The 12,409-nt window shown below is 75.2% G+C and carries 11 protein-coding genes; 7 read left to right on the top strand and 4 right to left on the bottom strand.

Going from position 1 to position 12,409, the window contains the following annotated elements; translation table 11 throughout:
• Positions 1 to 17: 17 nt before the first annotated feature.
• Positions 18 to 515, top strand: a complete 498-nt coding sequence (locus tag CBP52_RS15820; protein ID WP_094181767.1) for an inorganic diphosphatase — start codon at positions 18 to 20, stop codon at positions 513 to 515.
• 101 nt (positions 516 to 616) lie between these two features.
• Here CBP52_RS15820 and CBP52_RS18035 read toward each other — a convergent pair whose 3' ends face one another.
• Positions 617 to 2,059: an NlpC/P60 family protein gene (locus tag CBP52_RS18035; protein WP_232514544.1), complete on the bottom strand. Its 1,443-nt coding sequence runs from the start codon at positions 2,057 to 2,059 to the stop codon at positions 617 to 619.
• Between the two features lie 477 nt (positions 2,060 to 2,536).
• Here CBP52_RS18035 and CBP52_RS15810 point away from each other — a divergent pair, with 477 nt between their 5' ends.
• The 6 genes from CBP52_RS15810 to CBP52_RS15785 all read left to right on the top strand — a co-directional run bounded on the left by CBP52_RS15810 (position 2,537) and on the right by CBP52_RS15785 (position 9,093).
• Entirely contained in the window at positions 2,537 to 3,856 is a 1,320-nt protein-coding gene (locus tag CBP52_RS15810; RefSeq protein ID WP_094181766.1) for a bifunctional o-acetylhomoserine/o-acetylserine sulfhydrylase, read from the top strand.
• Between the two features lie 280 nt (positions 3,857 to 4,136).
• Complete coding sequence (locus CBP52_RS15805) at positions 4,137 to 5,270, top strand: homoserine O-acetyltransferase (protein ID WP_232514809.1); 1,134 nt, start codon at positions 4,137 to 4,139, stop codon at positions 5,268 to 5,270.
• 104 nt (positions 5,271 to 5,374) lie between these two features.
• Positions 5,375 to 6,100, top strand: coding sequence for a maleylpyruvate isomerase N-terminal domain-containing protein (locus tag CBP52_RS15800; RefSeq protein ID WP_094181764.1), 726 nt, complete (start codon positions 5,375 to 5,377; stop codon positions 6,098 to 6,100).
• A 47-nt stretch (positions 6,101 to 6,147) separates the two neighbouring features.
• Positions 6,148 to 6,945: a DUF5995 family protein gene (locus tag CBP52_RS15795; RefSeq protein ID WP_157732682.1), complete on the top strand. Its 798-nt coding sequence runs from the start codon at positions 6,148 to 6,150 to the stop codon at positions 6,943 to 6,945.
• 88 nt (positions 6,946 to 7,033) lie between these two features.
• Entirely contained in the window at positions 7,034 to 7,990 is a 957-nt protein-coding gene (locus CBP52_RS15790) for a zinc-binding dehydrogenase (RefSeq protein WP_094181762.1), read from the top strand.
• A gap of 26 nt (positions 7,991 to 8,016) precedes the next feature.
• The gene (locus tag CBP52_RS15785) at positions 8,017 to 9,093 is read left to right on the top strand and encodes an alpha/beta hydrolase (RefSeq protein ID WP_094181761.1); all 1,077 of its coding nucleotides are present in this window, start codon (positions 8,017 to 8,019) and stop codon (positions 9,091 to 9,093) included.
• A gap of 16 nt (positions 9,094 to 9,109) precedes the next feature.
• Here CBP52_RS15785 and CBP52_RS18030 read toward each other — a convergent pair whose 3' ends face one another.
• From CBP52_RS18030 to CBP52_RS15770, 3 genes are all read right to left on the bottom strand, one after another.
• A complete protein-coding gene (locus CBP52_RS18030; RefSeq protein ID WP_198303486.1) occupies positions 9,110 to 11,062 on the bottom strand; it encodes a hypothetical protein in 1,953 nt (650 codons plus the stop codon).
• 434 nt (positions 11,063 to 11,496) lie between these two features.
• Positions 11,497 to 11,829: a thiamine-binding protein gene (locus tag CBP52_RS15775; protein WP_094181760.1), complete on the bottom strand. Its 333-nt coding sequence runs from the start codon at positions 11,827 to 11,829 to the stop codon at positions 11,497 to 11,499.
• A 46-nt stretch (positions 11,830 to 11,875) separates the two neighbouring features.
• Entirely contained in the window at positions 11,876 to 12,334 is a 459-nt protein-coding gene (locus tag CBP52_RS15770) for a pyridoxamine 5-phosphate oxidase (protein ID WP_232514543.1), read from the bottom strand.
• Positions 12,335 to 12,409: the final 75 nt, after the last annotated feature.

The following is a 12,409-nucleotide window of genomic DNA, read 5'->3' as shown; positions in this document are numbered from 1 at the left end:
GAGCCGACAGGAGAGCTGTGGAGTTCGACGTCACGATCGAGATCCCCAAGGGTCAGCGCAACAAGTACGAGGTGGATCACGCGACGGGGCGGATCCGGCTCGACCGCATGCTCTTCACCTCGACGCGCTACCCGGACGACTACGGCTTCATCGAGGGCACCCTGGGTGAGGACGGCGACCCGCTGGACGCCCTCGTCCTGCTCGAGGAGCCCACGTTCCCCGGCTGCCTGATCCGGTGCCGCGCGCTCGGCATGTTCCGCATGCGCGACGAGGCCGGCGGCGACGACAAGGTGCTGTGCGTGCCCACGGGCGACCAGCGCGCCGCGTGGCGGCAGGACATCGACGACGTCTCCGACTTCCACCGCCTGGAGATCCAGCACTTCTTCGAGGTCTACAAGGACCTCGAGCCCGGCAAGTCCGTCGAGGGCGCGCACTGGGTGGGCCGCGCGGAGGCCGAGGCGGAGATCCAGCGCTCGCGCCAGCGTGCGATCGACTCGGGCTACGACCAGCACTGAGCGAGTCGCTGAGCCGGCGCTCAGCCGGCACTGGCCGGTCACGACGAAGGCCCGGACCCCCGCGGGGAGTCCGGGCCTTCGTCGTCGGTCCTCAGGTCAGGTCACGGGCGGCCGGCGTAGGGCATCGAGCCGGCGTACCGCATCGACGTGATGCGCACGGCCACGCCCGGCCGCGGCGCCTCGATGATCTGCCCGCCGCCGATGTACATCGCGACGTGGTAGATCGAGTCGGGGCTGTTCGGGTTGGTGCCCCAGAACACGAGGTCACCGGGGCGCATGTCGGCGTAGCGGATCTTGAGGACCTGCTTGTACTGGTCGCGTGACGTCCGGTTGAGCCCGACACCCGCGCCGCTCCACGAGGTCATGGTCAGCCCGGAGCAGTCGTAGCCCGGGCCCGTGCCGCCCCACACGTAGGGCGCGCCCAGGCGGGTCTTCGCGATCGAGACGGCCTTCTGGCCCTGCGACGACGAGCCGCGCGAGACGCCGGTGCCGAGGCCGTACCGGTCGGTCGGGGTGGGCGCCGGGGCCGGCGTCGTGGGACGCGGGGCCGGGGTGGTCGGGGCCGGCGCCGGGGTCGTGGGGCGCGGTGCCGGGGTGGTCGGCCGCGGGGCCGGCGTCGTGGGGCGCGGGGCGGGCGTCGTCGGGTCGGGCCTCGTCGGCTCCGGGTCGCGCGTCGGCGCGGGGTCCGGCGCGGGGTCCTGCGTGCGGATCGGCTCGGGGTCGGTCGTCTCGACGGGCGTCGGGTCCTGCTGCTCCTCGCGGCGGCGACGAGCCTCCTCCTCCTCGCGTGCGCGACGCTCGGCCTCGATGGCCTCCTGCCGCTCGCGCTCGACCTCGACGCTCGTGCTGCGTGCGGCGGCGAGCTGGCCGAGCAGCGCCTCGCGCTCGGTCTGGGCGGCGGCCTGTGCGGCGTCCGCGTCGTCGGCGAGGTCCTGCGCGTGGTCGAGCGCGGCCTGCGCGTCGTCCTGCGCGCGCGCCGCTGTGGCGGCCGCGTCGTCCGCCGTGCCGGCGAGGGTGCTCGAGACGAGCTTCGCCGCCTGGTAGCCCTGCACGGCCGAGTCGGCCTTGCGGGTGATCTGGTCCATCGCGGAGGTCCGACGAGCGACGTCGGCGAAGCCGTCCGCGGACAGCAGGGACTCGACGAGGTCGGCGGAGCCGCCGGACCGCGCGACCTGCCGGGCGATCGCGAGCAGCTCGCGGCGCGCCTGCTCGGCGTCCGCGGCGGCCTGGTCGGCGCGCGTCCGGGCCGCGTCGGCACCGGCCTGCGCCGCCTGCGCGTCGCTCATCGCCTGCGTGTACGCCTCGCCGGCCTGCTGGACCTGGAGGGTCGCGGTGTCCGCCTCGGCGGACAGCTGCGCGAGCCGGACCTCGATCTCGGCGACGGACTGCTCGGCGCGGCCGACCGCGGCGCGCGCGTCGCGCACGTCCTGGTCGCTCGGGCCCGTGGGGTCGGCGACGGCGCCGGGCGCGCCGACGAGCAGCGCCGCGATCGTCGCGACCGTGAGCGCGCCTGCGCCGCGCGCTCGTCGTCCTCGTCGCTCCACCTCGTGCGTGCCCTTCGTCGTGCCGATGTCCCTGCCGGACCCACCAGCGGCGGTACCCGTTCTCGGACGGTACCCACGCGTGCCACAGAAGTGAACTCCCGTCACAAGAGTCACTCCTTTCACAGCAGTCACATCCGGGACGAACCCGACACATGCGACGCAACCCGTCCACCATCTGAGACGAAGGTCCTGGTCCAAGGGTGCTGCGCCGCCGCGAATGAGACACCTATCTCAGTAAGCAAGACGCCCGTTCCACGGCGCGGACGCAGCCCGTAGCCTCGGCCCCATGCTTCGTCGAATGTGTCGCTGACCAGCGCACGTTCGGCATGCCTGCGGGCAGCTCGCCGCCCGGACCCCGTCCGGCCCGACGACGCCCCGCACCAGCCCGTCTCGACCGTGCGCCCCTCCCCTCTCCCCGCGGGTCGGACGTCGGCTGCCGAGCTCCCCGCGGACCCACCCCGCCACAAGGAGCCAGCAGTGAGCAACGAGAACTGGAACTTCGAGACCCGCCAGATCCACGCGGGCCAGGTCCCCGACCCGACGACGGGCGCGCGCGCCCTGCCGATCTACCAGACCACGTCCTACGTCTTCCCCGACGCCGGCGTCGCCGCCGCGCGGTTCGCGCTGCAGGACCTGGGCCCGATCTACACGCGCATCGGCAACCCCACGCAGGAGGTCGTCGAGAACCGCATCGCGTCGCTCGAGGGCGGCGTCGGCGCGCTGCTCGTCGCGTCCGGCCAGGCCGCCGAGACGTTCGCGATCCTCAACGTCGCCGAGGCCGGCGACCACGTCGTCGCGAGCCCGTCGCTCTACGGCGGCACGTACAACCTGCTGCACTACACGCTGCCCAAGCTCGGCGTCGAGACGACGTTCGTGACCGACCCGCACGACGCCGAGGCGTGGCGCGCCGCGATCCGCCCCAACACCAAGGCGTTCTTCGCCGAGACCATCCCGAACCCGAAGTCCGACGTGCTCGACATCGAACTCGTCGCCGGCGTCGCGCACGAGTACGGCGTGCCGCTCATCGTCGACAACACGGTCGCGACGCCGTACCTCATCAACCCGCTGAAGTGGGGCGCCGACGTCGTGGTGCACTCCGCGACCAAGTACCTCGGCGGGCACGGCTCGGCGATCGGCGGCGTGATCGTCGACGGCGGCACGTTCGACTACGCGCAGTACCCGGACCGCTTCCCCGGCTTCAACCTGCCCGACCCCTCGTACCACGGCCTCAAGATCGCCGAGGCGCTCGGCGTCGGCTCGGCGTTCGGCGCGAACCTGTCGTACATCCTCAAGGCGCGCATCCAGCTCCTGCGCGACCTGGGCTCCGCGATCTCCCCGTTCAACGCGTTCCTCATCTCCCAGGGCATCGAGACGCTGTCCCTGCGCGTCGAGCGGCACGTCGAGAACGCCACGAAGGTCGCGCAGTGGCTCGAGGCGCGCGACGACGTGCAGCGCGTGCACTACTCGGGCCTCGAGTCGAGCCCGTGGCACGCCAACCAGGTCAAGTACGCGCCGCGCGGCGGTGGCGCGGTCCTCGCGTTCGAGATCGAGGGCGGCTCCGCGGCCGGCCAGGCGTTCGTCTCGGCCCTCGAGCTGCACTCGAACGTCGCCAACATCGGTGACGTGCGCTCGCTCGTCATCCACCCCGCGTCGACCACGCACAGCCAGCTGACCCCGCAGGAGCAGGAGCTGTCCGGCGTCACGCCGGGGCTCGTGCGCCTCGCGGTCGGCATCGAGCACGTCGACGACATCCTCGCCGACCTCGAGGCCGGCTTCCGCGCCGCCAAGGGCGCCTGACCGCCGGGCCGGGTGGGCGCCACCCCCGACCGCCCACCCGGCCCGCACCCCGTCCCGCCGTCGTCGCCCCGCCGTCGTCGCCCCGCCGTCGTCGCCCCGCCTTCGTCGTCCCGCCTTCGTCGTCCCGCAGGACGGGACGACGGGCGGCGTCCCTCCCCCTTCCGTAGATTGGCTGACCGTGTCCGACGAGAACGCGACGGTGCCCGCCACGAGCCCACCGGCCGGCGGCGCCCACGCCCGCACAGGGACGAGCCGCGTCCCGGTCGCGCAGCGCCCGCCGGTGCCCGCGTCCGCCGCCTGGCAGGACGGCGACCCGCTCGGGCGTCGGCAGCTCGCGGACCTCGGGCCGTTCGCGCTCGAGTCCGGCGGTCGCCTGCCCGCCGTCCGCCTCGCGTACGAGACGTGGGGCACGCTCGCCGAGGACGGGTCCAACGCGGTCCTCGTGCTGCACGCCCTCACCGGCGACTCGCACGTGACCGGCGACGCGGCCGAGGGCCACCCCACCCCCGGCTGGTGGCAGTCGATGGTCGGGCCCGGCGCACCGATCGACACCGACCGCTGGTTCGTCGTCGCCCCCAACGTCCTCGGCGGGTGCCAGGGGTCGACCGGTCCCGCGTCACCCGCGCCCGACGGGCGCCCCTGGGGCTCGCGGTTCCCCGTGCTGTCCGTGCGCGACCAGGTCGCCGCCGAGGTGCGGCTCGCCGACCTGCTCGGCATCCGGCGGTGGGCGCTCGTCATCGGCGCCTCGATGGGCGGGCAGCGCGTGCTCGAGTGGGCCGCGTCCGAGCCCGAGCGGGTCGAGGCGTTCGCGGCGATCGCGACCACCGCCGCGACCTGCGGGGACCAGATCGCCAACTTCCACACCCAGCTCGTCGCGATCCAGCAGGACCCCGCGTTCCGCGGCGGCGACTACTACGACGCCGCGCCCGGCGACGGCCCCCACCGCGGGCTGGGGCTCGCACGCCAGATCGCGCACCAGAGCTACCGGTCCGCGTACGAGCTCGACGAGCGGTTCGGCCGGATCCCGCAGGGCGCCGAGGACCCGCTCGAGGGCGGCCGGTTCGCCGTGCAGTCCTACCTCGAGCACCACGGCGACAAGCTCGCGCGCCGGTTCGACGCGAACACCTACGTCACCCTCACACGCACCATGCTCACGCACGACCTCGGCCGCGACCGCGGCGGCGTCGACAACGCGCTGTCGCAGATCACCGCGCGCGGGCTCGTCGTCGCCGTCGACACCGACCGGCTGTTCCCCGTGGCGCAGTCCGAGCGGATCGCCGCGCACGTGCCCGGCGCGGGTCCCGTGCGCGTCGTGCACTCCGACTTCGGGCACGACGGGTTCCTCATCGAGGAGGACCAGGTCGGCGCGCTCGTCGCGGACTTCCTGACCGAGCGGGTCCGCAGCCGGCCCTGAGCGGGGACCCGCCGCGAGCCGGCACGGTCACCCGCGCGGGCACAGGCACGAGTAGGGGCACGGGCACGGGTACGGGCAGGGCGCGAGCACGGCAGGATGGCGCCATGACCGCGACCCTCGACGAGGCCACCACCGCGCTGCACGCCCAGTGGGACCGGCTGCGCACCTGGGTCGTCGACGTCGTCGACGACTCCGTGGGTGACGCACCGTCCGTGCTCGAGGGCTGGACCGTCACCGCGCTCGTCGCGCACGTCGGCCGGGCCATGGACGCGCTCGCCGCGTGCACGCCGCTGCCCCCCGGGACCGTGCCCCTCACGCTCGCCGAGTATCTCGGCACGTACGCGGGCCGCGCGGCGGACATCGCCGAGACCACGCGCGCGCTCGCCGCGCAGGTCGCCACCGACCCCGTCGCGTGGATCGACGCACGCGCCGCCGCGGCGTTCGCCGCGCTCGAGGCGCACAGCCGGTCCGGCGACCCCGTCGTCCAGGCCCGCCGGGGTCCCGTCCGGCTCTCCACGATGACGGTCTCGCGCGTGATCGAGCTCGTCGTGCACGCCGACGACCTGTTCGTCTCGGTGCACCGCGTCCCCGGCGCGGGCGCCGGCCCCGACCCCGTGGAGCCCGGGGCGCTGCGGCTCGTCGCGGACGAGCTGCTCGCGATCGTCGTCGCCCGCGGCGGCTGGGACCTCGAGGTGGACGACGCACGCCGGTGGGTGCGGCTCGCGTCCGGACGCGAGCCCTACGACGTGGACGCGCTGGCCGTCGCGCTCGCGCCGCGGTGGACCGGGGACTCGCTGCCCGACCTGGGGCGCATGCTGCCCGTGCTCTGACGCGCGTCATCCTGGGCACGCGCGCCCCGCTCGGCCACAGTGGGGGCATGGGGCAGGACAGCGGTGCCCGGACGAGCCCAGGCTCGGGGTCGACGGCGGGGTCGGTCGCGGGGTCAGCGGGAGCCGTCGCGGGTTCCGTCGCGGGTTCGGTCGCGCTGGGCCGCGTGGTCGCCGCCATGGACGCCGAGCGCGAGCAGTGGCCCGCGGGCGACGGGCTCGGCGTGTTCAGCGACGTGTACCGGCAGGTCACGGTGCTCGTCGCGCGCCGCGTCGTCGACGGGACGTTCGGCGACCCGGCCTTCGTCGAGGACCTCGACGTCCGGTTCGCCGACCTGTACCTCGACGTGCCCCGCGACCTCGCCGCACGGCGCCCCGTCAACCGCGCGTGGGCGCCGCTGGTCGAGCGCCGCGCGCACCGCGGGATCTGGCCCGTGCAGTTCGCGCTCGCCGGCATGAACGCGCACATCAACCACGACCTCGCGCTCGCCGTCGTCGCGACGTGCGAGGCGCGCGGCACCACACCGTCGGCGCGCGGCGTGCACGCCGACTTCGAGCGGGTCAACGACGTGCTCGCCGAGGTCGTGCGGCCCGTGCGGCAGTCGTTCCTCGACCGGCGCGTCGTCGCCGCGGGCGGCGAGCTGTCACCCGTCGCGGACCTCGTGTCGAGCTTCTCCATCGACAAGGCGCGCGACGCCGCCTGGGCCAACGCGCTCACGCTGTGGCACCTGCGTGACCTCGGGTTCGTCGCCGCGGCCGCGCGTGACGCGCTCGCGCGGACCGTCGGGCTGGTGAGCCGCCAGCTCCTCACGGTGTTCCCCGACCCGCTGAACCGCCCCGGCGACTGACCGGCCCGACCGGCCCGCGGACGGCCCGCGACCGGCTCGCGTCCGCGATCCGCGCGTGCGCCGGGCTACCCATCGGTAACGTGACGGTGTGATCGCGGCCTACGTACGAGAGCTCTCGTCCGACGACCCCGTCTCCGGCCTCGAGGTCGGCGACCGGCCCGAACCCGCGCCGCGCGAGCACTGGTCCGTGGTCGACGTCCGCGCCGCCGCGCTCAACCACCACGACCTGTGGTCGCTGCGCGGCGTCGGGCTGCGCGCCGACCAGCTGCCCATGGTGCTCGGCACCGACGCCGCGGGCGTCGTCGACGGACGCGAGGTCGTCGTGCACGGCGTCATCGGCGGGCCGAGCGGGCACGGCGTCGGGCCCGACGAACCGCGCTCGCTGCTGTCCGAGCGGTACCCCGGCACGCTCGCCGAGCGCGTCGCCGTCCCCACGTGGAACCTCGTCGACAAGCCCGCCGAGCTGACGTTCGTCGAGGCCGCGTGCCTGCCGACCGCCTGGCTCACCGCGTACCGGATGCTGTTCACGACCGGCCGCGCCACACCCGGCCAACGCGTGCTCGTCCAGGGTGCCGGCGGGGGTGTCGCCACCGCCGCGATCCTCCTCGGCGCCGCGGCCGGCCTCGAGGTCGTCGTCACCAGCCGGTCCGACGAGCGACGCCGCCGCGCCCTCGAGCTCGGCGCGGCCGCCGCCGTCGAGACCGGGGCCCGCGTCCCGCGCGCCGACCTGGTCCTCGAGACCGTCGGACGCGCCACCTGGTCGCACACCATGCGCTCCGTGCGACCCGGCGGCACGGTCGTCGTCGCCGGCGCCACCTCGGGCGACCCCACCGCCGCCGAGCTCACCCGCCTGTTCTTCCAGGAGATCACCGTCGCGGGCGTCACCATGGGCTCGCGCGACGACCTGCAGCACCTGCTCGCGTTCCTCGCCCGGACCGGGGTGCGCCCGCTCGTCGACACCACCTACCCGCTCACGCAGGCAGGCGACGCACTGCGGCGGCTCGCCGCGGGCACGCAGTTCGGCAAGATCGTCCTGACGGTCTGACCCGCGACGGCCGAGCAGGGGGTGCGATGAGCGAGCGGACGACGAGCGGGACGGCCGGCACGCCGGTCCTCCCCGTCGCGCCCGTCGGGCCCCGCACGGACGTGCCCGACGAGGACGTCCCCACCGTCGAGTCCGCGCCCGGCACCTGGGTGCCCGACGTGCTCGGACCGGGGTACGAGGCGCAGACCCTGTACCTCGCACCCGACGACGAGGGCGCCGTCGTCGCGACCCTCGTGCGACACCGGCCCGAGACCGACGAGACCCTGCGCCCCGCACGCGCCGTGCTCTACCTGCACGGCTGGTCCGACTACTTCTTCCAGACCGGGCTCGCCGAGCACTGGACCGCGCGCGGCGTCGCGTTCTACGCGCTCGACCTGCGCAAGTACGGGCGCAGCCTGCGCGCGCACCAGACCCCCGGCTACGTCGACGACCTCGAGACGTACGACGAGGAGCTCGACGCAGCCCTCGCCGTCGTGCGCTCCGAGCTCGGTGCGCACGCCCGCGTCATGCTCATGGGCCACTCCACCGGCGGGCTCGTCACGAGCCTGTGGGCGCACCGGCACCCCGGACGCGTCGCCGGACTCGTCCTCAACTCCCCCTGGCTCGAGCTCCAGGGCTCCGGCCTGCTGCGGCACGTGTCCAGCCCCGCCGTCGCCCAGCTCGCCCGGTTCCAGCCCAAGGCGCCCCTGCCCAACATCGACCCCGGCTTCTACAACCGCACCCTGTCCGCCGCGACCGGTGGTGAGTGGACCTACGACGAGCGGTGGCGGCCCACCCCCGCGTTCCCCGTCCGCGCCGGGTGGCTCGCCGCGATCATGACCGGCCACACGCTCGTCGCGCGCGGCCTGTCCGTCGACGTGCCCATCCTCATGCTCGCGTCCACCCGCACCCTCATCACCCCCCGCTGGCACGACGACATGCGCTCCGCCGACATCGTCCTCGACGTCGAGCTGCTCGCCCGGCGCGCCGTGCAGCTCGGGCCCTGCGTCACCGTCGTCCGCATCGCCGGCGGCATCCACGACCTCGTCCTGTCCGCACCGCCCGTGCGCGCCCGCGTGTACGCCGAGATCGACCGGTGGACCGCCGGGTACGGCTGGACCTGAGCCCCGCCCGCGACCCTCAGGACTCGGTGCGGCCCGTGGCCTCCGCGAGCGTCGGGCCGCCGTCACCCAGCCGCCACGCACGCCACCCGTCGACCTCGACCGACGAGCTCGACGCGTACGCCGCCGCGTCCCCCGGCTCGACGAACCGCGCACCGTCCGGCAGCAGGATCGTGCCGTCCGGCTGGAGCTCCGCCACCAGCCGCTGACCCCGCCGCTCGCGCAACCACACGAGCGTCGCGATCGCACGGCGCCGCTTCGCCAGCATCGCCAGCTCCGGGTACGGCACGTCCGGGTCGCGCGGCGCGGGACCCGCAGCCGACCGGGGCGGCGGGCCGTCCGGCAGGTGCGCCGGCCAGTCCGCGAGTGCCTCGAACAGCGGCGACAAGCCGTCCGCCCGATCGTGTGCCCGGTCGTCTGCCCGGTCGTGTGCCCGGTCGTGTGCCCGGTCGTGTGCCCGATCGTCTGCCCGGTCGTGTGCCCCGTCGTCCGTCCGACCGTCTGCGGAGCGGCCGTCGGGCGTCCGGGCGTCGGCCGTCGACGGCGTCGGGGCCGTGCTCGTCGCCCGCGAGCCGCTGGGCGTGCGCGGGGTCACCGGGATCGACGGCATCGCGCCCGTGCCGACGACCGCGCCGTACGACGCGGCGGGCTTGGCGAGCGCCGGGTTCGCCGGGACGTCGCTCGTCGGCGCGTGGTTGGCCGGCGGGACGTAGGGGGAGGTCGTGCGGTTCGCGGGGGGCGAGTACGCGCGCGGCGCGAACGACGCCGGCGCAGCCGCTCGCGGTGCCGCGGGGCCGTGCGTCGACGACGACGAGCGCGGCCCGGACGACGCGCCGACCGGCGGGACGACCGTCGGGACCGCGCGGGTCTGCGCGCCCACCTGCCTGCTCGGCGTCCCCGCGACCGGCAGCGCGGTCGACGAGATCGTCTCCGACGCCGGGCGGGCGTCCCGGGCGCCTCCGCGGGAGGACCTCGTCGTGCCCGGTGCGGCCGTCGTCGTACCGCTGGTGATCCCCGCGGTCGTCGTACCGGCGCGCATCGTGCTCGTCGGACCTGCCGTCGTCGGACCTGCCGTCGTCGGACCTGTGCCCGTCGGGCCTGTGCTTGTCGGGCCTGTGCTCGTCATGCCCGTGTTCGTCGTGCCGGCGGCGCTGGTCGGGCGGGGTGGAGGCGGGACCGCCGGGACGGCCGCGGACACCGGGCGGCCGGGACCGTCCTGGCCCGTGCGGCCCCCGGCCGGGAACGCCGACGACGCGGGCAGACCCGGCGTCCCCGCCCGCGACGACCCCACGGGCGACGGCGGGCGACGGCGGCCGTCCTCGTACGCCATCGCCGTCGCGAACGACGCCTCGCTCGAGCGCACGAGCCGCAGCGCGGTCGGCTCGACGGGCCGGCGCACGTTCTCGTGGCGCGCGAGCGGGGACACGTCGAGGAACCTGCGGTCGTCGACCCCGCGCACGACCCCGAGCTGCAGGATGTCCACGTGGCGGCCCGGGCCGCGCAGGTAGCCGAGCGTGTCCGCGGCCTCGGGGGCGACCTCCGAGCACACCACCAGGAGCCGCACCCCCTCACGCCGGCTCGACGTCATGCCGAACGCGACCTGCTCACGGAACGCCGCGAAGTCCACCGCGAACCGCTCGGGGTCCGCGTGGTACGCGCGCGCCAGGTCCGTCGACGTCATGCGCGAGGCCGCGCCCGCGTGCCGCAGCGCCGCGACCACCGCGTCGTCGTCGAGCACCTGGACGGCCTCGAGGACGACCGCGCGGCCCGTCGAGTCCAGCGCCAGCAGCTCCGGCAGGTCCGCGTGGTCCGACGCGCTCGCCCGGTGCCGCACCGGGAACAGCGGCTCGCCCGCGATCGCGGCGAGGTGGTGCTGCACCAGCAGCGCCAGGTCCTGCGAGAACGACGCCGGGAGCGGCTGCATCGGCTGGACGAGGCGCGGCCGGCCATCGTCGAGCTCGAACAGAGGCATCCGTCTCGCCGGCCTTCCTGGGTCTCGCAGGCACTTCGTGCGGGGTGGAACGGGGTGGTGCGTGCGCGGGCGAGCGGCGCGGACCGCGACGGGTCCGCTCCCTGCCGGAGCGTCCGTCCGACCGGGTGGCGGTCGTCGCGTGCCTACTGTCGCATGGCCGCGAATGTCCGGTCTGTCCGCCGGACGGGTCAGGTTCCGACCGCGGACAGGGCCGTGCGGGTGACGACGAGCGCGTGGCCGTCCCCGGGCGCCATCCTGGCCCGCTCGGACGCGGGTGTCACGCGCCGTCCACGACCGCTCGCACCGTGTCGCGCGACACGCCCACGCCACGCCGACCGGTCCGTTCCACGCCGACGACGAGACGTGGTGATCCATGAGGTTCCGGGCGCGTCCGTCGTCCTCCGTGGACGCCGCGCGCCCGGGCCGCGGCCCCGTCAGCCGCCCTGCCTCGGGACCGGCTCGTCGGCCCGTGCCAGTGCGCCCTCGAGACGCTCGACCTTGCCCGTCAGCTCACCGACGTGACCGGGCCGGATGTCCGCCTTGAGCACGAGCGACACGCGCGAGCCGAACGGCGCGACCGCCTCGGTCGCGCGCCTCACGACGTCGAAGCACGCATCCCAGTCGCCCTCGATCGTCGTGAACATCGCATCGGTGCGGCTCGGGAGGCCGGACTCCCGCACGACGCGGACCGCCGCCGCGACGGCGTCCGACACCGAGCCGTCGGAACGGCCGGTGCCGCTGGGTGCGACGGAGAACGCGACAAGCATCAGACACTCCTCAGGTCGGGATGGTGGCGGGGACCGGGTGGGGGCGTCACTCGCGCTCGACCCGGGTGATGCCGCGTCCCGGGTGCCACGCCGTCACGACCAGGCGGGTCCCGGTGGCGTCCATGCCGGTGTGGACGACCTCGGTGACGTCGAGCGCGAAGTACGCGCCGGGCAGCCCGCCGGCCGGCTGGGGGATCGGGACGAGCCGGCCGGCGAGCTTCGCGTCACCGACCCACTGCGCGAGGTCCGCGGGCGGCTCGATCGTCGGTGAGTGGATCGCCACGCGCGGGTCACGCTCCACGTCCCGGAGCTTGCGCGACGCGGGCATCATGCCGAGCGTCACGTCGTCGCCCATCTCCAGCTCCGTGCCGGAGATGCGCGGCGAGCCGTCCGCCCGCGTCGTCGCCAGGGTCTTGTTGGTCCCCGCTGCGAACACCTCCTCGACCACCGCCGCCAGCTGCGGCACCTCGCGCCGCACGTCCACCCACCGCACTCGTCCGTCCACCCGACCATCAGACCGCGGACCACTGACATCCGCACCGACTCCGACCCGCGCGCTCCACGCACGCTGACGCCTGTC

Source organism: Cellulomonas sp. PSBB021, from assembly GCF_002240455.1.
Classification (GTDB): Bacteria; Actinomycetota; Actinomycetes; order Actinomycetales; family Cellulomonadaceae; genus Cellulomonas; species Cellulomonas uda.
Note: the sequence above shows the minus strand (reverse complement) of the source record. Positions and strands in the feature narration are given on the sequence as shown.

Coding starts and splice junctions, on each gene's coding strand:
- CBP52_RS15800 (WP_094181764.1), top strand. CDS start 5,375: ATGACCGCGACCCTCGACGAGGCCACCACCGCGCTGCACGCCCAGTGG.
- CBP52_RS15795 (WP_157732682.1), top strand. CDS start 6,148: ATGGGGCAGGACAGCGGTGCCCGGACGAGCCCAGGCTCGGGGTCGACG.
- CBP52_RS15785 (WP_094181761.1), top strand. CDS start 8,017: ATGAGCGAGCGGACGACGAGCGGGACGGCCGGCACGCCGGTCCTCCCC.
- CBP52_RS18030 (WP_198303486.1), bottom strand. CDS start 11,062: ATGCCTCTGTTCGAGCTCGACGATGGCCGGCCGCGCCTCGTCCAGCCG.
- CBP52_RS15775 (WP_094181760.1), bottom strand. CDS start 11,829: ATGCTTGTCGCGTTCTCCGTCGCACCCAGCGGCACCGGCCGTTCCGAC.